24 protein-coding genes and 1 pseudogene are annotated in these 21,745 nt (G+C 63.9%); 17 read left to right on the top strand and 8 right to left on the bottom strand.

Going from position 1 to position 21,745, the window contains the following annotated elements:
* Nucleotides 1-18 precede the first annotated feature (18 nt).
* Nucleotides 19-726, top strand: coding sequence for a tRNA-uridine aminocarboxypropyltransferase (locus tag OX460_RS09105; RefSeq protein ID WP_289898476.1), 708 nt, complete (start codon nt 19-21; stop codon nt 724-726).
* Between the two features lie 128 nt (nt 727-854).
* Entirely contained in the window at nt 855-1,997 is a 1,143-nt protein-coding gene (locus OX460_RS09100; RefSeq protein ID WP_289898887.1) for a PA0069 family radical SAM protein, read from the top strand.
* Between the two features lie 208 nt (nt 1,998-2,205).
* Here the strand turns inward: OX460_RS09100 and OX460_RS09095 are convergent, their stop codons facing one another.
* The 5 genes from OX460_RS09095 to OX460_RS09075 form a co-directional block, all read right to left on the bottom strand.
* Nucleotides 2,206-2,382 carry a hypothetical protein gene (locus tag OX460_RS09095; protein WP_158301208.1) on the bottom strand — a complete coding sequence of 59 codons (177 nt, stop codon included), beginning with the start codon at nt 2,380-2,382 and terminating at the stop codon, nt 2,206-2,208.
* Between the two features lie 154 nt (nt 2,383-2,536).
* A complete protein-coding gene (locus tag OX460_RS09090; protein ID WP_289898475.1) occupies nt 2,537-4,447 on the bottom strand; it encodes a S8 family serine peptidase in 1,911 nt (636 codons plus the stop codon).
* A 295-nt stretch (nt 4,448-4,742) separates the two neighbouring features.
* Nucleotides 4,743-5,456 (bottom strand): aspartate/glutamate racemase family protein, encoded by a 714-nt coding sequence (locus OX460_RS09085; protein ID WP_251351394.1) that lies wholly within the window; start codon nt 5,454-5,456, stop codon nt 4,743-4,745.
* The gene (locus OX460_RS09080) at nt 5,453-6,673 is read right to left on the bottom strand and encodes a DUF917 domain-containing protein (RefSeq protein WP_289898474.1); all 1,221 of its coding nucleotides are present in this window, start codon (nt 6,671-6,673) and stop codon (nt 5,453-5,455) included. The genes OX460_RS09085 and OX460_RS09080 overlap by 4 nt, the downstream gene beginning before the upstream one ends.
* Entirely contained in the window at nt 6,648-7,403 is a 756-nt protein-coding gene (locus tag OX460_RS09075) for a hypothetical protein (RefSeq protein ID WP_289898901.1), read from the bottom strand. Before OX460_RS09075 ends, OX460_RS09080 begins: the two co-directional genes overlap by 26 nt.
* Between OX460_RS09075 and OX460_RS09070 the strand changes: the two genes are divergently transcribed.
* Entirely contained in the window at nt 7,369-7,827 is a 459-nt protein-coding gene (locus OX460_RS09070) for a hypothetical protein (RefSeq protein ID WP_289898900.1), read from the top strand. The genes OX460_RS09075 and OX460_RS09070 overlap by 35 nt on opposite strands.
* 240 nt (nt 7,828-8,067) lie before the next feature.
* On the opposite strand, the pseudogene OX460_RS09065 reads toward OX460_RS09070, so the two are convergent.
* From OX460_RS09065 to OX460_RS09055, 3 genes and pseudogenes are all read right to left on the bottom strand, one after another.
* Nucleotides 8,068-8,886, bottom strand: a pseudogene (locus OX460_RS09065) (sigma-54 dependent transcriptional regulator); the annotation flags it as partial.
* A gap of 374 nt (nt 8,887-9,260) precedes the next feature.
* Nucleotides 9,261-9,845 (bottom strand): gamma-glutamylcyclotransferase, encoded by a 585-nt coding sequence (locus OX460_RS09060; RefSeq protein ID WP_251351479.1) that lies wholly within the window; start codon nt 9,843-9,845, stop codon nt 9,261-9,263.
* Nucleotides 9,846-9,899: 54 nt separating this feature from the next.
* Nucleotides 9,900-10,835, bottom strand: a complete 936-nt coding sequence (locus OX460_RS09055) for a LysR family transcriptional regulator (protein ID WP_251351398.1) — start codon at nt 10,833-10,835, stop codon at nt 9,900-9,902.
* Nucleotides 10,836-10,953: 118 nt separating this feature from the next.
* Between OX460_RS09055 and OX460_RS09050 the strand changes: the two genes are divergently transcribed.
* From OX460_RS09050 to OX460_RS08985, 14 genes are all read left to right on the top strand, one after another.
* Nucleotides 10,954-11,487, top strand: a complete 534-nt coding sequence (locus OX460_RS09050; RefSeq protein ID WP_092710160.1) for a VOC family protein — start codon at nt 10,954-10,956, stop codon at nt 11,485-11,487.
* A gap of 62 nt (nt 11,488-11,549) precedes the next feature.
* Nucleotides 11,550-12,578, top strand: a complete 1,029-nt coding sequence (locus OX460_RS09045) for a fumarylacetoacetate hydrolase family protein (RefSeq protein ID WP_289898473.1) — start codon at nt 11,550-11,552, stop codon at nt 12,576-12,578.
* A gap of 11 nt (nt 12,579-12,589) precedes the next feature.
* Nucleotides 12,590-13,240, top strand: a complete 651-nt coding sequence (gene maiA / locus OX460_RS09040) for a maleylacetoacetate isomerase (protein ID WP_251351401.1) — start codon at nt 12,590-12,592, stop codon at nt 13,238-13,240.
* Between the two features lie 133 nt (nt 13,241-13,373).
* Nucleotides 13,374-14,153: a uracil-DNA glycosylase gene (locus OX460_RS09035; RefSeq protein ID WP_251351402.1), complete on the top strand. Its 780-nt coding sequence runs from the start codon at nt 13,374-13,376 to the stop codon at nt 14,151-14,153.
* A 38-nt stretch (nt 14,154-14,191) separates the two neighbouring features.
* Nucleotides 14,192-14,743: an NADAR family protein gene (locus OX460_RS09030; RefSeq protein WP_251351403.1), complete on the top strand. Its 552-nt coding sequence runs from the start codon at nt 14,192-14,194 to the stop codon at nt 14,741-14,743.
* A gap of 204 nt (nt 14,744-14,947) precedes the next feature.
* Nucleotides 14,948-15,424: a Fe-S cluster assembly transcriptional regulator IscR gene (gene iscR, locus OX460_RS09025; RefSeq protein ID WP_065310626.1), complete on the top strand. Its 477-nt coding sequence runs from the start codon at nt 14,948-14,950 to the stop codon at nt 15,422-15,424.
* A gap of 70 nt (nt 15,425-15,494) precedes the next feature.
* Nucleotides 15,495-16,721 (top strand): IscS subfamily cysteine desulfurase, encoded by a 1,227-nt coding sequence (locus OX460_RS09020; protein ID WP_289898886.1) that lies wholly within the window; start codon nt 15,495-15,497, stop codon nt 16,719-16,721.
* A 55-nt stretch (nt 16,722-16,776) separates the two neighbouring features.
* Entirely contained in the window at nt 16,777-17,163 is a 387-nt protein-coding gene (gene iscU / locus OX460_RS09015) for a Fe-S cluster assembly scaffold IscU (RefSeq protein ID WP_034750082.1), read from the top strand.
* 157 nt (nt 17,164-17,320) lie between these two features.
* Nucleotides 17,321-17,641, top strand: coding sequence for an iron-sulfur cluster assembly protein IscA (gene iscA, locus OX460_RS09010; RefSeq protein ID WP_010399774.1), 321 nt, complete (start codon nt 17,321-17,323; stop codon nt 17,639-17,641).
* A gap of 66 nt (nt 17,642-17,707) precedes the next feature.
* Entirely contained in the window at nt 17,708-18,223 is a 516-nt protein-coding gene (gene hscB / locus OX460_RS09005; protein ID WP_230520945.1) for a Fe-S protein assembly co-chaperone HscB, read from the top strand.
* Between the two features lie 108 nt (nt 18,224-18,331).
* Nucleotides 18,332-20,212, top strand: coding sequence for a Fe-S protein assembly chaperone HscA (gene hscA / locus OX460_RS09000; protein ID WP_289898472.1), 1,881 nt, complete (start codon nt 18,332-18,334; stop codon nt 20,210-20,212).
* A gap of 71 nt (nt 20,213-20,283) precedes the next feature.
* Complete coding sequence (gene fdx, locus OX460_RS08995; RefSeq protein ID WP_034750070.1) at nt 20,284-20,625, top strand: ISC system 2Fe-2S type ferredoxin; 342 nt, start codon at nt 20,284-20,286, stop codon at nt 20,623-20,625.
* A 1-nt stretch (nt 20,626) separates the two neighbouring features.
* A complete protein-coding gene (iscX, locus tag OX460_RS08990; RefSeq protein ID WP_071076333.1) occupies nt 20,627-20,821 on the top strand; it encodes a Fe-S cluster assembly protein IscX in 195 nt (64 codons plus the stop codon).
* Nucleotides 20,808-21,725 carry an SAM-dependent methyltransferase gene (locus OX460_RS08985; RefSeq protein WP_251351407.1) on the top strand — a complete coding sequence of 306 codons (918 nt, stop codon included), beginning with the start codon at nt 20,808-20,810 and terminating at the stop codon, nt 21,723-21,725. The genes iscX and OX460_RS08985 overlap by 14 nt, the downstream gene beginning before the upstream one ends.
* Nucleotides 21,726-21,745: the final 20 nt, after the last annotated feature.

Below are 21,745 nucleotides of genomic sequence, written 5' to 3'. Positions count from 1 at the left end.
CCGCGAACGCGCTCCGCCATGACCACCCGCCGTACCTCCAGCCCTAGCTCAAATCATCCCGCCAGCCATCCCGCCAGTCCTGGCGCTGCATCGTCTTCCCTGGCTGAACCGGCCAAACGCGCGCGCTGCCCAGCCTGCCTGCGCGCCGTATCCAGCTGCATCTGCCGCTGGATCGCCCCCGTTTCCCACGCGGTGGAAGTGCTGATCCTGCAGCATCCGCTGGAAGTGCACAATGCCAAGGGCAGTGCCCGCCTGCTGCACTTGAGCCTGCCGAACAGCCGCATGCTGACGGGCGAGCAGTTTGCCCCCGATACGTTCGCCGAATTGCTGGCTGACAAGCACAACGTGCTGCTGTACCCGGATACGCCCGGCGACCGTTCGCTGGGCATCGCCCCGCCGCCAGCGCTCGACCCAGCCAGCTTGCTCGATCTTGCCCGCGTGCGGCTGGTGGTGCTGGACGCCACCTGGCGCAAGAGCCGCAAGATGCTGTATCTGAATCCCCCGTTGCAACAGCTGCCGCGCCTGCCCCTGCGCGATACGCCCGCTTCCCATTACCTGATCCGCAAGGCGCATGCGCCAGACCAGTTATCGACCCTGGAAGCGACGTGCTATGCCCTGATGCAGTTGGAGCAGGACGCGGCCCGCTTCGTTCCCCTGATCGCGGCATTTGACGGCTTTGTCGCACAGCAGTTGAGTTATGTCATGCCGCACGGTGAAAAAGCTTGAAACGGCATCACGCCAGCCCTTGATCTTGCCCGCACAGCGGCATAGTATACTGTACGTATATACAGTTGATGGGGCCGTTCATGAAAGCAATCATTCCAGAGCACGATGACAGCTTCGCCGGGCAAGCCATGTTGCCGCCGCAATCGCTGAAAGCCCACAAGGGCCGCGGCGCCGTGTCGAACCTGCAAGGGCGCTACGAGGTGCACGCGCGCGGCGGTTTCGATGATGGCTGGGGCGTGGGCGGCCTGGATGAGGCGACCGGGGAGGCGGGGCCTCCCACCTGGAAGACGCAGGTCAGTGACGAACAGGCGCGCACCATTCTCACGCGCAACGCTTCGCCCGACTTGCCGTTCAATGTTTCCTTGAATCCGTATCGGGGTTGCGAACACGGCTGCATTTATTGCTTTGCCCGCCCCACGCACAGCTATCTGGGCCTGTCGCCGGGCCTGGACTTCGAAAGCCGCATCTACGCCAAGGTGAACGCCCCGGAACTCTTGCGCCGCGAACTGGCCAAGCCCTCGTATGTGCCCGAACCGATCGCCCTGGGCGTGAACACGGATGCGTATCAGCCGTGCGAGCGCGAACGGCAACTGACGCGGCGCGTGCTGGAAGTGCTGCACGAGTGCGACCACCCTGTGGCGCTGATCACGAAATCGTCGCTGATCGAGCGCGATATCGACATTCTGGCGCCGATGGCGGCCAGGCGCCTGGCGGCCGTGGCCGTCACTGTCACCACGCTCGACCCGGCCATCGCGCGCACCCTGGAGCCGCGCGCGGCCGCTCCGGCGCGGCGGCTGCGCACCATCCGCACCCTGACGGAAGCGGGCATCCCCGTGGGTGTGAGCATCGCGCCCATCATCCCGTTCGTGACGGAACCGGAAATCGAGCAGCTGCTCGAAGCCGTGCGCGACGCGGGCGCCATCCACGCCCATTACGTGGTGCTGCGCCTGCCGTGGGAAGTGAGCCCGCTGTTCCAGCAATGGCTGGAAGCGCACTTCCCGGAACGGGCCCAGCGCGTGATGAACCGGGTGCGCGAAATGCGCGGAGGCAAGGATTACGACAGCGCGTTCGGTACGCGCATGCGGGGCGAGGGTGTGTGGGCTGACCTCATCCGCCAGCGCTTTGAAAAGGCCGTGCACCGGCTGGGCTTGCACGGCAAGGGCGGCCGCTTCAAGCAGCTCGATTGCACGCAGTTCCGCCGGCCGCTGGTGGTGCCGCCGCTGGGCGCAAAAGTAAAAAAAGGTAATGCGGGGCAGCTGGATTTGTTTTAGCGCAAGCAGTGCGGGGCACGGGTTTGTGCGTTGACACGGGCGCGCGCAAGGGCATGCGTACTGCGCGAAACAGGCGGACTTGGTGGCGAGTCGCATCGCCGTCCTGCGTCCATCGGGGGGGATGCCGGCAGGGGGAGCGGGCGACGAGAAACTCATCGCCCGCAGGCATGCCGGGCTTAGCCGGAACGGCTCGATCTTGCTGGCTTGATCAGCAAACGGTGGCGTTGCAAGCCATCAGGCAGAGTTGCTGTGCGGTGCCGCTCAAGGCGCCGCAAGCCGCTTTGCACAGGGTGCAGGTAATGCCGGAAGGGGCGACACCCTGGCTGATGGCGGAGATGCTGGGGCTGCGTTGTACGGCTTTGGCTTGCAATGGCAGATTGTTCATTTTAAAACTCCTTGTGGTGGCGCCGCCGCGGGCAACGGCAATGGGTGTGCGTACCGAAGTACGGTGCTGATCGTTTCCCGCCAACGACCGTATGCTGAAGCGCGTGCACGCATCGCTGCGCCCACGAGCCCCGACAATTCAAATGCTGTTGACGTCAGCGTTGCGACCAGTAGCGCACTGCGCCGACGCTGACCGGTATCACATCGCTGACGTCGACGGCGAAACGGGCGACCGTGTTGGCTACCTGCAGGTTTTCCGGGTTGAAGAAGGTCATGATGATGTCGTAGCACTCGGAGCCCGGGCGGCACACGGGGCTCTGTTGCACGACGATGGTATCGAGCTGCATGCCCGTGGTCTTGGCCAGCATTTCCGCCGCTTGCATGGCATTTGTGGCCGAGAAGTTGAGCGCGCGGTCCATGCCCGTGACGCCCAGGTTGCGGAAGTCGTAATAGATGCGGTTCAGGAAGTTTTCCAGGCGCGCGCCCGTGTTGTTGCTGTTGATGTCCAGGCTGTCCTGCACCGCCATCAGGCTGTCGATCAGCTGCGGCACATTCCAGCTGAACATGCCCCGGATGGCCGGCTGGATCACGGGAACGACCTGGCCGGACATCAGCCTGGCGGCGCCCGAGATTACGCCGGGAAACGAATTCATGACGACCAGGCCATCGATGGTGCCGACATAGGCCTCGAACAGCAGTTCATAGGTCATGTCGGCATACGGACCGACGGGGACGACCGCGTAAATCGGCGTGGCGTCCAGGTTGACGGTCCAGGTCAGCGATTGGCGGAAATATGGCTTTGCGCGCAGGAATTCGATCAATTGCTGCGGATCGCTCGGATTGTCCCTGCCTGGCGGCATGGCCTGGACGAAGGAATCGCGGCGCGCTTCGCTGCCGAAGTCGACGCCCAGGTTGCCCAGCGCATACACCAGGGTCGGGCCCTTGGCGCTGCCGCCGCAGCCGCAATCGGAGGCATCGATGCCGGAAGCGGCGATGCCTTGCCGCGTCGCGCCGGAAGGGCCCGCAAGGTTGGCCAGGGAGGGGGTTTCCAGCATGGGAATGCTGAGCGGATGCGCCTGCGCGGAAGTGTCGGCATTGGCTGGGCTCGCTTCAATCACAGTATCGTCTGACATTTCAATTTTCCCTTTTAATAATAGTTGAGTGGCGCCCGGCACATTCAATGTCCCAGTCAGGAGGCGGCGACAGTCCAGCTCGCCATTGGTGTTGCAACGCGTTGCGCTTTGCAGCAATGCGCTGCAAACTCCACGAGGGTCAGGACGATCCCCATGTTGGTGTTGCCGGCATAGCAGCAAGGCTGCGATGGCCGAGACGATCGGGGTGGCAAAGCTGGTGCCGCTGCTGACCTGCACCCGCCCTGCGGGAGCGGCGCCGAGGATGTCGGTGCCGGGCGCCATGATGCCGCGCGCGCGATAGGCTTCGCCCCAGTTGCTGTTGGGCATGGGCGCGCCTTGCCGGTCCAGTGCGCCGACGACCAGCGTGTATTTGATGGAGGCGGGGATGTGCAGGCAATCGCAGCCGTCGTTGCCCGCCGCCGCGACCAGCAGGACGTTGCGTTCATGGCACAGCTGTATGGCTTTTTGCAGCAGGCCATCGGCGGCGCCGCTGTCGGACAGTTCGCCGCCGCTGACATTGATGATGTGCGCGCCGTGCTCGACGGCCTGGGTGATGGCGCGGGCCAGGTCGAGCTGCGTGCATTGCGTCAGTGCGCCGTCGGCGCGGTCGGCAAAGATGGGCAGGATCAAGCCCCGACAATGGGGAGCCAGGCCCGTGACGGGACTGCCCGGCTGGCCAAAGATGATGCTGGCGACATGGGTGCCGTGTTGCGATGCCCGGCCGCTGCCGCTGGCACCCGTGGCGAGCGTGTCGAGCAGTTGCAGCCTGGCGCCGGTAAAACAGGGATGGCTGGTATCGACGGGGCCGTCGAGCACGGCGATGCAGATGTCGGCACAGCCGGTGTTGCCATCTTGCAAGGCAGCCAGGCCGTGCAGCAAGCCATGATTGGCCAGGCTGTCGTGGGTGGTGGATACTTCCATGGTCGTCGGCACGCGGTGCTCCTTGCTGGGTCCTGGAGGGCGTGCGGCGCACCGCTTGAGGTGCTCCGCCCGCCTGCTGCGGCGCCTGCTGCTCCAGCGCCGATAGCATGATCTTTAGCAAGGGGTGTGCCAGAAGGCCAAGTGCTTGATTTTTAAGGGAAGGGGTGGATTTGCATTGTCGTGCTGCAATAATGTTGGCGGATATCGTCCACTCTTGTTGAGCGGGATGGACGAAAACGGCAGGCGGCAAGGACGGGGAGGGGGCGCCCGGGACACGGCATGGCGTGACGCGGGCGCGTGCGGCGGTTCAGCTATCCTTGCTGTAGCAGGCGCGGCTGGGCCGCAGGCGCATGCGCACGAGGGACACCAGGAAGCTGAAGCCTGCCTGGTTCGGATCGATGACCGGCACATAGGTCTGCAGCGCGTCTTCCAGCAGCGCGCTGACGCGCGCGGCGACGCCGACAAAGCCTGTGCAGCCAAGCAGGATGGACTGGGCGCCGTCTTCCTGTACGGCCAGCATGGCGGCCTTGAAGGTTTTTTCGACCACCGTGTCCAGCTTGCCGAGGTCGGCGACGGGACAGTCGATGGAGCGGATGGAGGCGAAGCTGTCCTGCAAGCCGTAGGCCTGCATGTGACCCTGCTGCATGGCGAGCGTGCTGGGCAATATCGTCATGATCGACAGGCGCTGGCTGAGGGCCAGCGCGGTAAAGGCGGCGGGCGGGAAGCCGCCGAGGATGGGGATGTCGATCACTTCGCGCGCTGCTTCCACGCCGCACATGTCGAAGTCGCTGAGCCAGATGCCGTCATAGCCTTCGCGTTCGATTTCCCTGGCCAGCTGCACCACCGGATAGCCGTTTTGCAGCCAGTCGACGCGGTATTCGATGCAGTCGTTCCCAGTAGAAATATTGCGCACGGACACTTCGACATCGGGCGGCATCACGGGCTCGATGGCGTCGAGCAGGCGCTGGTTGTAGATGGACGTGGCCACCGGCGCCACGATGCAGATGCGCAGCGGCTTCATGCGGCGCTCCCTGCCGCGGCGCCGGCGTTGCCCGTGAGCGGCACGTAGGGTCCCAGGTAGCCGATGGCGTTGATCAATTGCATGAAGCTGTCGAGTATCAGGCCATCCCGTTCCCGCAATACCGGATGGGCTTGCAGGCCCAGCAGCGTCACCTTGCGCTGCATCAAGGCCGGGTTGAGCGTGCCGTCCGGCAGCAGCAAGTCGCCATTCGAATACACGGCCTGGCCATCGCCCTCGACAAAGTAACTGATGGTGTCGGGCGCCATGCAGAGGGGCGTGCTGCGGCTGCTGTCCCAGGCCAGCAGCGATTCGTTCTGGTACAGGACCGTGCAGAGCCGTTCACCCGCGCGGATGGTGATCTTGCCCAGGTCGAAGCCATTGCGTGAGTCGACTTCGGCGGCGACGAACGTGCCCTGTGGAAACAATGGCCAGGCGCGCATGTCGCATTGCCGCGCAAGATAATCGACCAGTTCCTCCGCGCTGCGCAAGCGTCCTGCCTGCAGTTCGCGGCCCAGGCGCAGGGCGCGTCCCAGAGTGCCGCGCACGGGCAGCGCCCGGGCCAGCTCCGCCGGCGCCATGATCCACATGGCCAGGCCGCCGAACTGCTTGAAATCGGCCTGCGAAACGATGGGGCGCATCATCTGGTCGATGATCGTTGCCACGTCTTGCTGGTGGGTATGGGCACCGTTCACGCCCTGGCTGGGCTGGACGTCGAGTTCCACGCGCAGCCCCGTCTGGCTGACGAGGAAGGCGGGGCGCGGATTGATGTGCGCGGCCGCATACGTCAGCTGGGGCAGCGAGGGGACGGCGCGGCCGGCCCCGTCGGCGTCGATCACGGCCAGGCCCAGGCGGGCGGCGACCAGGCAGGCGACGAGAAACCCCAGCGCGCCGCTCTCGGGCGGCGCCAGGTAGGCCAAGGTGCGATTTTCCAGCGCCAGGCGCTCCCTGACGGCGAGCACGGCGTCGACGGGGCCCTGCGGAAAATGGGCGCCATTGATCGCCACGGGCGAACCCAGGTAAGCCACCATGACCGTTTCGCCAGCGGTGGCTTCGTCGACGCCGACCACGCGCACCTGGGCGTCCGGGTAATAATCGCCGGCGTGGAACTGGGCCAGCAGGCTGCGCGCGGAAGCGAGCGTGCCGCCGCCACCGCTGCCGAAGAAGCAGGCGCCCAGCAACAGCGATTCAAGGTCATCGTGGTTCAGCACATAGCTCATGTTGCGGGTCCTCAGGTTGGCATGGCATGGAAATGGTTTGCGCCAGGATGGCCTGCAACTGCAGCGCCTGGGCAAACCGGGGAAAAGCCGTGTCGCGTTCCACGCCGCGCAAGGCGCGCGTGAGGTGATCGAGTGCTTCGTGCCGGCGGCCGCGCTGCAGCAGCAGTTGCGCCAGGCGGGTCGCCACCAGCAGGCTGCCGGCCGCGGCGCCCAGCGCCTTGGCGGTCGACAGCGCACTGCCCAGTTCGCGTTCCGCGTTGTCCAGGTCGCCCACCGCGATCCACGTCCGGGCATGCATGTCGAGCAGTTCGACCAGGTAGGCCCGTTCGCCATGTTCCAGCGCCAGTTCGATGGCGCCGTGCAGCAATTGCCGGGCTTGCGATGGCTGGCCTGCCGACAGCAGCAGTTCGCCCCGCTTCCAGGCCTGGAATGAATGGAAGAGCATGCCGCCTTCGCACAGCATGTATTGCTGGTAGCCGTCGGCGATGCGCTGTTCGGTCTGCGTATGGATGTTGCCTGTTGCCAATGCGCAGGCATGGAATATCTGCCCCACCCCCAGGTAGAATTGATAGCCGTATTCGCTGGCGACGGTTTGCAGGTCCGCCGCCAGGCTTGCCAGCCGGACCCAGTCCTCGAACATGCAGGCCAGCCATGCGGCGCCTTGCAGCGCGATGGCGCGATGGAAGGGGTGCGGGTTGTCGGCGCCGCCGCGCAACGCCAGGTGTTCCATCACCGCGCGCGCGCCGGAAGGCGCCGCTCTGGAAGCAGGACAGGCCTTCGAACGTGCTCGACAGCGCGGCGATGTCCAGACCCTGTCCGCCCGTGTCGGCCGCTGCCGCGCCGCACAGCAGGTGTCCGCGCGCCAGGCAGGCCAGCGTCTCGCGGTAGTCGCCGAGCCAGAACAGCGTGTTGGCCAGGGCCAGGTGGGCCTGCGACAGCAAATCCGTGTCGCCTATCGCTTGCGCCCGCTGCAGCATGTCTTGCGCCGTTGCCCGCGCCGCCACCAGGTCCAGCGCCATCAGTTGCGAACTCCAGATGCCGAAACGCAGGGCGGTGATTTCCACCTCGTCGCCCAGCGCCGCCGCTTCCTGCAATGCCTGCTGGTAGCAGGCGAGCGCTTCGGCGCTTTGCCAGCCGCTGATGCCGCGGTGTGAAATCGCCAGCCAGCGGTGCAGGTCGCAGCTCAGGCGGCGAGCGGTGCAGGGATGCGCATCGGCGGCCAGCAAGGTGAGGCCGCGGCGCAACACTTCGATGGCCTCCTTGAAGCGGGCCGCCTCGATCAGCGCGCGTCCTTCCAGCAGGCAGACGCGGGCGAAATTGCTGCGCTCCTCGTCGCCATGCACGCGGCGTTCGATGACCTTGCGGTTGATGCCCAGGTGGCGGGCCGCGGTCGTCTTGTTGCCATCGGCAAGGCGCATCGCATAGTCGATCAGCAATTGTTCCGCGGCCGCCAGCTTGTCGTCTCCGTCCAGCCGCATGAGGGCTTCCGCCAGCAGCGTGTGATCGGCGTCCTGCGGCTTGCCCGCCGACAGGAAGGCTTCCAGGCTGTGGGCGTCGATCAGCGCCGATTCGGCCAGTATCGACAGCCGCTCCACCAGGTTGCGCAGTTCGCGGATATGTCCGGGCCAGGCATGCCGGCCCAGGCGTTCCATGGCGGTGGCGGTAAAGCGGATGGGGCGCTTTTGCTGCCCGGCAAAGTGCGCGGCGAGGGCGGCGACGTCGCCGCGGCGCTGGTCCAGGCCCGGCACGTCGAGTTTCAATACCGCCAGCCGGTAATACAAGTCTTCGCGGAAACGGCCCGCCTGCACCATCGCGGCCAGGTCGCAATGGGTGGCGGCCACGATGCGGCCGTTGAACGGCTGCGTATCGCCACCGCCCAGCGGCCGGAAACAGCGCGATTCGAGCACGCGCAGCAGCTTGCTCTGTACCGCCAGCGGCAATTCGCCGATTTCATCGAGAAACAGCGTGCCTTGTCCCGCCTGGGCGAAAAAACCGGCGCGGCTGCTCAGCGCTCCCGTAAACGCCCCCTTGGTATGGCCGAAGAGTTCGGCGTCGATCAGGTGTTCCGGCAGGGCGCCGCAGTTGAGATCGACAAAGGGCGCGCCGGGATCGCCGCTTTGCCGGTGCACGAGCTGGGCGATGATTTCCTTGCCGGAACCGGTGGGACCGCTGATGAGCACCGTGCAGCGGGTCGGCGCCACGGCGTCGACCATGCGCAGCAGGCGCTGGAAGATGGGGGAGCTGCCAATGACGTTCAGCCCACCCCCGAGGCTGGCGCGGTGCAGGGGGGCTTGCACAGGAGCAATGGTGCCCGTCCCGGGCAGAACGTAATGCGGCTGCCTGCCATGCTGTTGCAGCATAGACCTGTCGGACATGGTCGTCTCGCTCCGATGAATTCGCTCCGATCGTGCAGGGCCATCATTTTTGTTTTGCCCTGCTGCCTCCTGACGCGTGCCATTGCCCTACTCGGGCATAAAGGAATCGCGCGTTCCGATTATGGGCGTTAATGAAACGGCGATAGTCGCCAATTGTCACAATAAAAAGATTTTCATCGCTTGCATCATGCAAGCCGGCGGCCCGCTGCAGCTCACTGCGCGGCAGGCGGCACATCCTTCAATTGCGCCAGATGTTGCTCGATGGCAAAGACGTGGGGATCGCTCTTGCCCAGCTCGCGCAGGGCGCTGGCCAGGTGCAGCAGGTAGTCGCTGTTCGGGCCGCTGGGGCCGCTTGATCGGGCGATCTGGCGCGCGATGTCCAGTTCCGGCGCGGCACCGAGGAAGGCGGCGTTTTCCTCGTTGGCGATGTACACCAGGCCTTCGGCCTTGCTGCCATCGTCGAAGGTGATCTCGGTGGCCAGGCGCAGGTAGCCGTTCTTTTCGCGGTGGTCGAGGTGGGCGAAGACTTCGGGCGTGATCAGGTAGGCCATGCCGTCGCACACGGCGCCCGCCTGCGGCACGATGGTGGCGACGCGGCCCGGCGCCATCGGCGTGCCCCGGTGGTCGTGCGAGCCTTGCCAGAAGCGCCGCGTCCAGCCGGCGATGCTGGCGGGGCGCCGTTCGATATACGGAAAATCGGCCTTGTAGATCAGCGAGCCATAGCCGAACAGCCAGACCTGCGCATGGCCGTCGAATGTGGTCATGCGCTGGTTGATGGCGATGGTGGCGGCGTCGATGGCGGACAGGTCGGGCTGGGTCATGGTGCGGGCGGAGAATGGGGCGATGCGCGATTATAAAGCGGCGCCAGCCGGGCCGCCCGCTCCCACGTTCCACTCGTGCGTCTCGACAAAGCGGAACAGGAAGGCCATGAAGCTTTCGGCCGCCGGCGACAGCGAACGGCCCGTCTTCGTGTAGACGAAAAAGCGCCGCGTCAGTTCCGGTTCGTGCAGGGCGCGCATGTGCAAATTGTATAGTTTGACCATCGGTTCCGCGTACGGCAGGCACACCGTGATGCCCAGGTTGGCGCTGACCATGGCCAGCGCCGTCGTCATGAAGGTCACTTCATTGTAGGGATTGAGCGACAGCTCGCGAAACGCGCCGTGCATGTCGCGCAGCAGGCGCTCCGTGAACTGGCCCTGCAGCGAAATGAACGGGTAGTCGCCCACGTCGGCCCAGGTGACGCGCTCTTTCTGCCGCAGCGGATGCTGCTCGGGGTAGACCAGCACGAAGGGCATTTCGAACAGCACCTGCGCGGCGATTTCCGCCGTCGGATCGCGCTCGGGGCCGATGCCGAAATCGACTTCGCCGCTGAACACGCGCGCCGAGACATTCTCCACGGGGCAGTCGACCAGGCGCAGCTGCACGTCCGGGTGTGCCTGGCGGTAGGCGGCGATCACTTCCGGCAGCAGGGTGCATGCCATCATCTGCGGCGCGGCGATGCGCACCATGCCCGTTTTCAGGGCCTTGCGCTGGGCGATGCCGGCCATGGCGCCGTCGAGGTCCTCGATCATCTTCTCGAACAGCGGATACAGTTCGCGGCCGATTTCCGACAGCTGCGTCTTGCGCGTGCTGCGCTCGACCACGCGCACGCCCAGCACGCTTTCCAGTTCCTTGATCAAGCCGCTCAAGGCGGACTGCGTCACGTGCAGGTATTCGGCGGCCAGGGTAAAACTGCCGGTCTTGGCCAGCGCCACGAAGGCGCGCATCTGTCGCAGGCTGGGACTCATAAGATAATCCGATAAATCGATGGTTAAAAATTGTTTGTATGATAGCTGTAACTGGATTCTAATGGTGAAAAGCTGAAAAACATCGCGCCCAGGGCGCCATCCATCGGAGACAGACCGCATGAAAATCAAGCAGATCCACCACGTCGCCTACCGCTGCATCGACGCGAAGAAAACCGTCGAGTGGTACGTCAAGCATTTGAACATGAATTTCGTCCTCGCCATCGCCGAAGACCTGGTGCCGTCGACCAAGGCGCCGGACCCGTACATGCATGTGTTCCTCGACGCGGGCCAGGGCAATGTGCTGGCCTTCTTCGAGCTGCCGACGCAGCCGCCGATGGACCGCGACCGCAATACCCCGGCCTGGGTGCAGCACCTGGCGCTGGAAGTGGGCAGCATGGAAGAACTGCTGGCCGCCAAGGAGCGCCTGGTGGCGGGCGGCATCGAGGTGCTGGGCCCCGTCAACCACGCCATCTTCCAGTCGATCTATTTCTTCGACCCGAACGGCCACCGCCTGGAACTGGCGGCCAACGTGGGCACGCCGGAAATGATGGCCAAACTGGACGCCGTCAAATGGGAAATGCTGGAAGAATGGTCGCAGACGCGCCGCGCGCCGAAGCACGCCGCCTGGATGCACGCGCCGGCCGACGCCTGAGCGCAGCAGATTGACTGCTGCAGACCGACACTCTCTGACCAATACACCGAACCAGGAATACCATGAAACTCGCAACCCTGAAAAACGGCAGCCGCGACGGCGCCCTGATCCTCGTCAGCCGCGACCTGCGCCAGTACCAGCGCGTGGCCGCCATCGCCCCCACCCTGCAGGCGGCGCTCGACAACTGGGACGCCGTCGCGCCCAAGCTGGAACAGGCGTACGCCAACCTGAACGCGGGCCAGGCGCCGGACGCGCAGCCGTTTGATGCCAATCAGTGCCACTCGCCGCTGCCGCGCGCCTACCAGTGGGCCGACGGTTCCGCCTACATCAACCACGTGGAGCTGGTGCGCAAGGCGCGCAACGCGGAAGTGCCGGCCTCGTTCTACACGGACCCGCTGATGTACCAGGGCGGCTCGGACAGCTTCATCGGCCCGCGCGACCCCATCTTCGCTCTGTCCGAAGAGTGGGGCATCGACCTGGAAGCGGAAGTGTCGGTGATCACGGGCGACGTGGCCATGGGCGCCGGCGCGGATGACGCGGCGAAGGCGATTCGCCTGGTCATGCTGGTCAACGACGTCTCGCTGCGCAACCTGATCCCGGGCGAACTGGCGAAAGGCTTCGGTTTCTTCCAGTCGAAGGCGGCCAGCGCGTTCTCTCCCGTCGCCGTCACGCCCGATGAACTGGGCGCGGCCTGGGCGGACAGCAAGCTGCATTTGCCGCTGCTGGTGGACCTCAACGACAAGCCGTTCGGCAAGCCGAATGCGGGCGAAGACATGACCTTCAATTTTGCGCAACTGGTCGCCCATGCGGCGAAGACGCGCGAACTGGGCGCCGGCACTATCGTTGGCTCGGGCACCGTGTCGAACAAGCAGGGCAACCTGTTCGGCTCCAGCATCGAGAACGGCGGCGTCGGTTACTGCTGCCTGGCCGAAGTGCGCATGTATGAAACCATCGAACACGGCGCGCCAAAGACGGCGTACCTGAAGTTCGGCGACACGGTGCGCATCGAGATGCGCGACGCGGCCGGCGCCAGCATCTTCGGCAGCATCGAGCAGACCGTGGCCTTGTACGCTGGCGCCACGCGCGCCTGAGGAGGCCGCCCGTGAAGCTGTACACCTACTTTCGCAGTTCGGCCGCCTACCGCGTGCGCATCGCCTTGAATCTCAAGGGCATCGCTTACGACAGCATTCCCGTGCATCTGCTGCAGGATGGCGGCCAGCAGTTGCTGCCAGCCTACCGCGCCGTCAACCCGTCGGCGCTGGTGCCGGCCCTCGACGATGACGGCGCCATCCTGACGCAGTCGCTGGCCATGCTCGAGTATCTGGAAGAGACGCGTCCTGGCGTGCCCTTGCTGCCGGCGGACCCGCTGGAACGGGCGCGCGTGCGCGCGCTGGCGCTGGCCATCGCTTGCGACGCCCATCCGCTGACGAACCTGCGCGTCCTGAAATACCTGAAAACCACCCTGGGGCTGTCGGACGAGGTCAAGCAGGAGTGGTACCGCCACTGGATGGCCGAGGGGTTGGCGGCCGTGGAAGCGCTGCTGGCGCAGGGCGATCTTGCCGGCACGGGGCTGTTCTGCCACGGCGACAGCCCGACGATGGCCGATTGCTGCCTGGTGCCGCAAGTGTTCAATGCGCTGCGCTTTGCCATCGACCTGGCGCCGTATCCGCGCGTGGCGCGCATCCATGCGCATTGCGCCGGCTTGCCAGCCTTTATTGCGGCGCACCCGTCGCAGCAGCCTGACGCCGAATAGCAACACACGGCGCGGTGCGGGAAGCCCCGTCTGGCAACAGGCGGGGTTTTTTTATGCGTGCTTGATTTTGATCAGTCAATGCCATCTTGCCGGTGCGCTACAATTTGCGTTTGCCCAAATACTTCACGTCCCCATGACCGCAACAACCGTTCCTGCCAGCATCACCGATGCCCTGTCCCTGGCGCACGCTTCCTGGCGTCCCATCCTGCTGCGCGGCTTGCAGGCCGTGATGGCGGCCGATCCCGCCTACCTGCCGGCGCTGGCCGCCGACGATTACCTGCCCACGCAGGGCCGGCTGTTCGCCGCCTTTGCCCTGCCGCTGGCGCAGGTGCGCTACGTGCTGGTGGGCGAGGGGCCGTATCCGCGCGCCGACAGCGCCACGGGCGTGTGCTTCATGGATGGCGCCGTCGGCAGCCTGTGGTCGGCCACGGGCCTGTCGAAACCCGTCAACCGCGCCACGTCCTTGCGCAACTTCATGAAGATGCTGCTGGTGGCCGATGGCCAGCTGCAGGGCGGCGATACGTCCGGCGCGGCCATGGCGCCCGTGGCGGCGGCCGCGCTGCAAGCGGACAGCGGCGTGATCCAGACCTTGCCCGACTTGCAGCGCAAGATGACGGAGCAGGGCTTTTTGCTGCTGAACGCGGCGCTGGTGTTCCGTTCCCACGTGCCGCCCGTGCAGGATGCGCGCGGCTGGCTGCCTTTCCTGCAAGTGGTGCTGGAAGCGCTGGCGCAGCCGGGCGGGGCGGTGCAGCCGCAACTGGTGCTGTGGGGCAAGATCGCCGAGCTGATCAAACGTCTGCCGGTGGCGACATCCTTGCCGCAGGTGACGGCGGAACATCCGTATAATCTGTCCTTTATCGGCAATCGTGACATGCAGGCCTTGTTTGGCCCGATGCAACTATTGCGTGCTTGAGCTTGAATCATCGCCTGTCTGGCGGAAGTGCGGGGAATATGCAAATCAGTAACGTGGAAGAATTGAAGGCGTGGATCGCGGCGGGCGGCGTGCCCGACTATCTGTATTTCTGGGGACACACGCCGGCGCAGCCGCAGGTGCCCGACAAAAGCTGCTTCAGCCAGTGGTTTCCGTCGCCGTTCAGCCTGGCCGGCGTGACGTATGCGACGGCCGAGCATTACATGATGGCGCAAAAGGCGGCCCTGTTTGGCGACACGGCCGTGCAGGCGCGCATCGTGGCGGCCGAGCGGCCGTCGGAAGTGAAGAAGCTGGGACGCGAAGTGGCGAACTTCGACGCCAGGGTGTGGGAAGCGGCGCGCGCTGGCATCGTTTTCGATGGCAACTTTGCCAAGTTCTCGCAAAAGGCGGCGCTGCGCAAGTTTTTGCTGGGCACGGGCGAGCGCGTCATCGTCGAAGCCAGTCCCGTCGACCGGATATGGGGCGTGGGCCTGGCGTCGGACAATCCGCGCATCCTGGACCCCGCCCGCTGGGACGGCTTGAACCTGCTGGGGTTTGAACTGATGAAAGTGCGGACCGCTTTACGGGGCTGAGAACGCCCTGCAATTTCCCGACTGTTGTTTTCCTGAAGCCGCCGCGCCTGGCGCGGCCGGCCATGCCCCTTCCAGCCCTGTGGTCATCGAGGGGCGCTCTGACAAACCCCGCCGAATTTGTTATACTTGACTAAATCATTCAACTACTCGGGGTTTGAGGAGTTGAAAAGCCGCAATATTTTAAACCAGTTGACCAGAGGATGTATGCGTCTGACTACAAAAGGCCGTTTTGCCGTGACAGCGATGATCGATCTTGCCCTGCGCCAGGGCAAGGGACCGGTCACCTTGTCCGGTATCAGCCAGCGCCAGTCGATTTCCCTGTCCTACCTGGAGCAGCTGTTCGGCAAGCTGCGCCGGCATGAGATCGTCGAATCGATCCGCGGCCCAGGCGGCGGTTACAGCCTGGCGCGCCGCGCCGACAAGGTGACGGTGGCCGACATCATCATCGCCGTCGACGAACCGCTGGACGCCACGCAGTGCGGCGGCAAGGAACATTGCCACGGCGCCGACGCGGCCACGGGCGCGCGCTGCATGACGCATGAATTGTGGTCCACACTCAACGAAAAAATGGTCGATTATCTGGATTCTGTGTCCTTGCAGGACCTGGTCGACCAGCAGAGACAAAAGAATGCCGAGCAAAGCGTGATGGTGATGCACCGTAACCACGCCGCCCTCGGTTGATAATGACAAAAATACCAGTTGCTGATTGCAGGAGTTATTGATGAACGCCCCAGAAAAAAACGTAGGCCAAGTGCACTTTGAAACCGCACCGCATTTCCCGATCTACATGGATTACTCGGCCACGACGCCGATCGATCCACGCGTCGCCGACAAGATGATTCCTTACCTGCGCGAGCAGTTCGGCAATCCGGCATCGCGCAGCCACATGTACGGCTGGACGGCGGAAAAAGCCGTGGAAGAGGCACGCGGCCACGTGGCGGCCCTGGTGAACGCGGATCCGCGCGAAATCATCTGGACCTCCGGCGCAACGGAAAGCAACAACCTGGCCATCAAGGGCGCGGCGCAGTTCTACAAGACCAAGGGCAAGCACATCATCACCGTCAAGACCGAGCACAAATCGGTGCTCGACACGGTACGCGAGCTGGAACGCATCGGCTTTGAAGCGACCTACCTGGAACCGCAGGATAACGGCCTGATCACCGTCGAGCAGCTGGCCGCGGCCGTGCGCCCGGACACCATCCTCGTGTCGGTGATGCTGGTGAACAACGAAATCGGCGTGATCCAGCCGATCGACGAGATCGGCGTATTCTGCCGCTCGAAAGGCATCATCTTCCATTGCGACGCCGCGCAAGCGACGGGCAAGGTCGTCATCGACCTGCAAAAGACCAAGGTCGACCTGATGACCTTCACGGCGCACAAAACCTACGGCCCGAAAGGCGTGGGCGCCCTGTACGTCTGCCGCAAGCCGCGCGTGCGCCTGGAAGCGCAGATGCACGGCGGCGGCCATGAGCGCGGCCTGCGTTCGGGCACCTTGCCGACGCACCAGATCGTCGGCATGGGCGAAGCGTTCCGCATCGCCAAGGAAGAGATGGACAGCGAAATCGGCCGCATCCAGGCCTTGCGCGACCGCCTGGCCAAGGGCTTGCAGGAGATCGAAGAAGTCTACATCAACGGCGACATGGAGCACCGCGTGCCGCACAACCTGAACGTCAGCTTCAACTACGTCGAAGGCGAGTCGCTGATCATGGCGATCAAGGATATCGCCGTATCGTCCGGTTCGGCCTGCACCTCGGCCAGCCTGGAGCCATCGTACGTGCTGCGCGCCCTGGGCCGCAGCGACGAACTGGCGCACAGCTCGATCCGCTTCACCATCGGCCGCTTCTCGACCGAGGAAGACATCGACTTCGCCGTGAACCTGCTGAAATCGAAAGTACACAAGCTGCGCGACCTGTCGCCGCTGTGGGACATGTTTAAAGATGGCATCGATATCAATTCGATCCAATGGGCTGCCCACTAACCAATACCCTGGCCCTGTTGGACAGGGCCGGCAAGAATATTTAAGGAGCATCAAAATGGCTTACTCGGACAAAGTACTCGATCACTACGAAAACCCGCGCAACGTGGGCGCTTTCGACAAGGGTGATGAAACCATCGGCACCGGCATGGTAGGCGCGCCTGCCTGCGGCGACGTGATGAAACTGCAGATCAAGGTTGGCGCCGACGGCCTGATCGAAGATGCGAAATTCAAGACGTATGGCTGCGGTTCGGCCATCGCCTCGAGCTCGCTGGTGACCGAATGGGTGAAAGGTAAAACTCTGGATCAGGCGCTGGCCATCAAGAACACGCAGATCGCCGAAGAACTGGCCCTGCCGCCAGTGAAGATCCACTGCTCCATCCTGGCGGAAGACGCCATCAAGGCGGCAGTGCTGGACTATCAGACCCGCCATCCGGCCGCGTAGAGCACCTGAGAAAACGCCCATGGCTGCGTTGCATTGCCTTGTCGTACTAGTCGTACTGCCTGCGGCAATGCGCCTTGCCCTGAACGTTTTTCAGGCACTCTAGAATTTGTTGGATTTTGATACCTGTTCCCATGTGGGAACAGGAGCGGAGAAATACATGATCACACTGACCGAAAAAGCGGCGAAACACATCAACCGTTATATCGAACGGCGCGGCAAGGGCATGGGCTTGCGCTTTGGCGTGCGCACCACGGGCTGCTCGGGCCTGGCCTACAAGCTCGAATATGTCGATGAAGTGGCGGCCGAAGACAGCGTCTTCGAATCGCACGGCGTGAAAGTCTTCGTCGACCCGAAAAGCTTGCCTTACATCGACGGCACGGAACTCGATTTCGCGCGCGAAGGCTTGAACGAAGGCTTCAAGTTCCACAATCCGAACGAAAAAGACGCCTGCGGCTGCGGCGAGTCCTTCAGGATTTAAACAGCTGGCAAGACCCCGGTCGGTGCGCTGTACCCATCGATTGCGGTACAGCGACCACCGACCATTATGCAAAACCACTTCGAATTATTCCAGTTGCCGGCGCAGTTCTCGCTCGACATGAGCGCGCTCGACGCGGCCTACCGCGACGTGCAGGGCAAGGTTCATCCGGACCGCTTCATCAATGCCAGCAGCGCTGAAAAGCGCGTGGCGATGCAATGGGCCACGCGCGCCAATGAAGCCTATCAAACCCTGAAAAGCCCGCAAAAACGCGCGCAATACCTGTGCGAACTCAATGGCGTCGACCTGCAGACGGAGTCGAACACGGCCATGCCCGTCAGTTTCCTGATGCAGCAGATGGAATGGCGCGAAGAGCTGGGCGACGCCCGCGCCGGCAAGGATGCCGACGCGCTCGACGCCCTGGACCGCCAGCTGCGCGGCGAACGCAAGGCCTTGCTGGCCCAGGTGGCGGCCCAGCTGGACGCGGCCGACTACGCGAATGCCGCGCAAAGCGTGCGCGCCCTGATGTTCCTCGACAAATTCGGCGAGGAAGTCCGTTTTGCCTATGAGGCCATCGAGGCTTGACCAGGCGATCGCTTGACCGGCGTGCCAAGCGCCAGTCTGGCCCGCGACTTATAATGCGCGTCAGGCATCAACTGCATCACGCAAAAAATTAATCGAGGCACGAATACAATGGCACTTCTGCAAATTTCCGAACCAGGCATGTCGACCGCGCCGCACCAGCACCGCCTGGCCGTCGGCATCGACCTTGGCACCACCAATTCCCTGGTCGCCACCGTCCGCAACAGCATTCCCGAGGTGCTCAACGACGAAGACGGGCGCTCCCTGCTGCCTTCCGTCGTGCGCTACCTGCCGAACGGCCACGCGAACATCGGCTACAAGGCCCTGGCAGCGCAAACCACCGATCCGAAGAACACCATCGTTTCCGTGAAACGCTTCATGGGCCGCGGCCTGGCCGACATCGCCTACGCGGAAAACCTGCCCTACGACTTCCAGGACACGCCTGGCATGGTGCAGCTGAAAACCGTGGCCGGCGTGAAAAGCCCCGTCGAAGTGTCGGCACAGATCCTCGCCACCCTGCGCCAGCGCGCGGAAGATTCGCTCGGCGACGACCTGGTGGGCGCCGTGATTACTGTACCAGCGTATTTCGACGATGCACAGCGGCAAGCCACGAAAGATGCGGCCCAGTTGGCCGGGATCAATGTCTTGCGCCTGCTGAGTGAGCCGACGGCCGCCGCCATCGCGTATGGCCTCGATAACGCGTCCGAAGGCGTGTACGCCGTGTACGACCTGGGCGGCGGCACCTTCGACATCTCGATCTTGAAACTGAGCAAGGGCGTGTTCGAAGTGCTGTCTACGGGCGGCGACTCGGCCCTGGGCGGCGACGATTTCGACCGCCGCCTGTTCTGCTGGATCAGCGAGCACGCCAAGCTGGCGCCGCTGTCCGACGAAGACACGGCCATCCTGATGGTGAAGGCGCGCGAAATCAAGGAATTGCTGTCGACCAAGTCGGAAACGACGATCGACGCCAAGCTGAACTCGGGCGAAGAAATCCATCTGCGCATCACGGCAGCCGACTTTGCCGCCATGACGCAGCACCTGGTCGTGAAAACCATGAACGCCATCAAGAAAGCCTTGCGCGACGCGAACGTGGATGCGGACGACGTCGACGGCGTGGTGATGGTGGGCGGCGCCACGCGCATGCCGCACGTGCAGCGCGCCGTGAGCGAGTTCTTCCACACGACGCCGCACGCGAACATCGACCCCGACAAAGTGGTGGCGCTGGGCGCCGCTATCCAGGCGAATTTGCTGGCCGGCAACCGCGCCGCCGGCGACGACTGGCTGCTGCTGGACGTGATCCCGCTGTCGCTCGGCATCGAAACCATGGGCGGCCTGGTAGAGAAGATCATCCCGCGCAATTCGACCATTCCCTGCGCCAGAGCCCAGGAATTCACGACATTTAAAGATGGCCAGACGGCCCTGGCCGTGCACGTGCTGCAGGGTGAGCGCGAACTGGTCAGCGATTGCCGTTCCCTGGCGCGTTTCGAGCTGCGCGGCATTCCGCCGATGGTGGCGGGCGCCGCGCGCATCCGCATCACGTATCAGGTCGATGCGGACGGCTTGCTGTCCGTGTCGGCACGCGAGCTGCGCTCGGGCGTGGAAGCGTCGATCAGCGTCAAGCCGGCCTACGGCCTGGGCGACGACGATATCGCGCGCATGTTGCAGGATTCGTACACCTCGGCCGACGTCGACATGGTGGCGCGCGCGCTGCGCGAAGAGCAGGTGGAAGCGGAACGCATCCTGCTGGCCACGCAGTCGGCGCTCGATGAAGACGGCGGCTTGCTGGATGCAGACGAACGCGCAGCCGTCGACAGCCTGATGAACAAGGTGCGTGACGCTATTGCGCAATCGCAAAGCGGCGCCATCGATCACCAAGCCTTGAAGCTGGCGATCGAGGCGCTGGCCGACGGCACCGAGGATTTCGCCTCGCGCCGCATGGACCGCAGCGTGCGCACGGCACTGACCGGCAAATCGCTGGATCAAGTCGTTTAAAGATAATTGACATGCGCGCCGCAGGCATTCGCCGCGGCCGTGCCCCGAATGACAGACTGAAAGAAGACACCATGCCACAAATCGTTATCCTGCCGCACGCCAAGCTTTGCCCGGACGGCGCCGTCATCGAAGCACCTGCCGGCAAGTCCATCTGCGACATCCTGCTGGAAAACGACATCGACATCGAGCACGCCTGCGAAAAATCGTGCGCCTGCACCACCTGCCACGTGCTGGTACGCGAAGGCATCGAATCGCTGAACGAAGCGACGGAACTGGAAGAAGACATGCTGGACAAGGCCTGGGGCCTGGAAGCCGTGTCGCGCCTGTCGTGCCAGTCCATCGTGGCCGAGGCCGACCTCGTCGTCGAAATCCCGAAATACACGATCAACCAGGTCAGCGAAGGCAGCCACTAACATGAAATGGTCCGACATTCACGCGATCGCCGAGGCGCTGTACGATGCGCATCCGGACATCGATCCCCTGACCGTGCGTTTCACCGACCTGCACAACTGGGTGGTGGAACTGGACGGCTTCGACGATGACCACACGCGCGGCGGCGAAAAAGTGCTCGAAGCGATACAGATGGCGTGGATCGATGAAGCGCGCTAAGGGCGCGGCAGCCGCCGCCACCGCAGTCGCCGCGCCGAAAGACGTCATCACCGCCGCCAGCAACATGCCCGAAATCAAGGATGGCCAGTCGGTCGCCTTGCTGCAGGAATTGCACATCCTGACGCGCGACGGCAAGATGAACCAGGACAGCCGCCGCAAGTTGAAACAGGTATACCACCTGACGCAATTCATCGAGCCGCTGCTGCGCGAAGTGCAGCTCGACCATCCCGGCGTGTCGCTGGTCGACCACGGCGCCGGCAAGTCCTACCTGGGCTTCATCTTGTACGACCTGTTCTTCAAGAACGGCAACGACGGATCGCACATCTACGGCATCGAGACGCGCGAAGAACTGGTGCAGCGCTCGCAGGAGCTGGCGAAGAAATTCAAGTTCCCCGGCATGTCGTTTTTGCCCCTGTCCGTGGCCGAATCGACGGAATCGACCTTGCTGCCGCAGCAGATCGATATCGTCACGGCCTTGCACGCGTGCAATACGGCCACCGACGACGCCATCCATTTCGCCTTGAAGAAAAAGGCGAAATTCATGGTGCTGGTGCCATGTTGCCAGGCTGAAGTCGCCTCCGTATTGAAGAAGAACAAGGGCAAGAGCCTGGGCAAGAGTGTTTTGACGGAATTGTGGCGCCACCCGCTGCATACGCGCGAATTCGGCAGCCAGATCACCAACGTGCTGCGTTGCCTGCAGCTGGAAGCCCATGGCTACCAGGTCAGCGTGACGGAACTGGTGGGCTGGGAGCATTCGATGAAGAATGAACTGATCATCGCCAGCTACAAGAACTTGCCGCGCCAGCGTCCGACGGAACGCTTGCAGGAAGTGCTGCAAACCCTGGGCCTGGAAGAGATGGGGCACCGCTTCTTTGCCGAAGAGCTGGCCAAGGCGGGCGCGTAAAGTATCCGCAGGGCAAAGTA

The organism is Janthinobacterium sp. SUN033 (genome assembly GCF_030397595.1).
In the GTDB taxonomy this organism is placed as follows: domain Bacteria; phylum Pseudomonadota; class Gammaproteobacteria; order Burkholderiales; family Burkholderiaceae_D; genus Janthinobacterium; species Janthinobacterium kumbetense.
This window is presented reverse-complemented; position numbering and strand designations above follow the sequence as displayed.

Coding starts and splice junctions, on each gene's coding strand:
- iscR (WP_065310626.1), top strand. CDS start 14,948: ATGCGTCTGACTACAAAAGGCCGTTTTGCCGTGACAGCGATGATCGAT.
- OX460_RS09045 (WP_289898473.1), top strand. CDS start 11,550: ATGAAACTCGCAACCCTGAAAAACGGCAGCCGCGACGGCGCCCTGATC.
- fdx (WP_034750070.1), top strand. CDS start 20,284: ATGCCACAAATCGTTATCCTGCCGCACGCCAAGCTTTGCCCGGACGGC.
- OX460_RS09080 (WP_289898474.1), bottom strand. CDS start 6,673: ATGAGCTATGTGCTGAACCACGATGACCTTGAATCGCTGTTGCTGGGC.
- hscB (WP_230520945.1), top strand. CDS start 17,708: ATGCAAAACCACTTCGAATTATTCCAGTTGCCGGCGCAGTTCTCGCTC.
- OX460_RS09100 (WP_289898887.1), top strand. CDS start 855: ATGTTGCCGCCGCAATCGCTGAAAGCCCACAAGGGCCGCGGCGCCGTG.
- hscA (WP_289898472.1), top strand. CDS start 18,332: ATGGCACTTCTGCAAATTTCCGAACCAGGCATGTCGACCGCGCCGCAC.
- OX460_RS09055 (WP_251351398.1), bottom strand. CDS start 10,835: ATGAGTCCCAGCCTGCGACAGATGCGCGCCTTCGTGGCGCTGGCCAAG.
- OX460_RS09030 (WP_251351403.1), top strand. CDS start 14,192: ATGCAAATCAGTAACGTGGAAGAATTGAAGGCGTGGATCGCGGCGGGC.
- OX460_RS09105 (WP_289898476.1), top strand. CDS start 19: ATGACCACCCGCCGTACCTCCAGCCCTAGCTCAAATCATCCCGCCAGC.
- OX460_RS09035 (WP_251351402.1), top strand. CDS start 13,374: ATGACCGCAACAACCGTTCCTGCCAGCATCACCGATGCCCTGTCCCTG.
- OX460_RS09050 (WP_092710160.1), top strand. CDS start 10,954: ATGAAAATCAAGCAGATCCACCACGTCGCCTACCGCTGCATCGACGCG.
- OX460_RS09095 (WP_158301208.1), bottom strand. CDS start 2,382: ATGAACAATCTGCCATTGCAAGCCAAAGCCGTACAACGCAGCCCCAGC.
- OX460_RS09075 (WP_289898901.1), bottom strand. CDS start 7,403: ATGGAACACCTGGCGTTGCGCGGCGGCGCCGACAACCCGCACCCCTTC.
- OX460_RS09085 (WP_251351394.1), bottom strand. CDS start 5,456: ATGAAGCCGCTGCGCATCTGCATCGTGGCGCCGGTGGCCACGTCCATC.
- iscX (WP_071076333.1), top strand. CDS start 20,627: ATGAAATGGTCCGACATTCACGCGATCGCCGAGGCGCTGTACGATGCG.
- iscA (WP_010399774.1), top strand. CDS start 17,321: ATGATCACACTGACCGAAAAAGCGGCGAAACACATCAACCGTTATATC.
- iscU (WP_034750082.1), top strand. CDS start 16,777: ATGGCTTACTCGGACAAAGTACTCGATCACTACGAAAACCCGCGCAAC.
- OX460_RS08985 (WP_251351407.1), top strand. CDS start 20,808: ATGAAGCGCGCTAAGGGCGCGGCAGCCGCCGCCACCGCAGTCGCCGCG.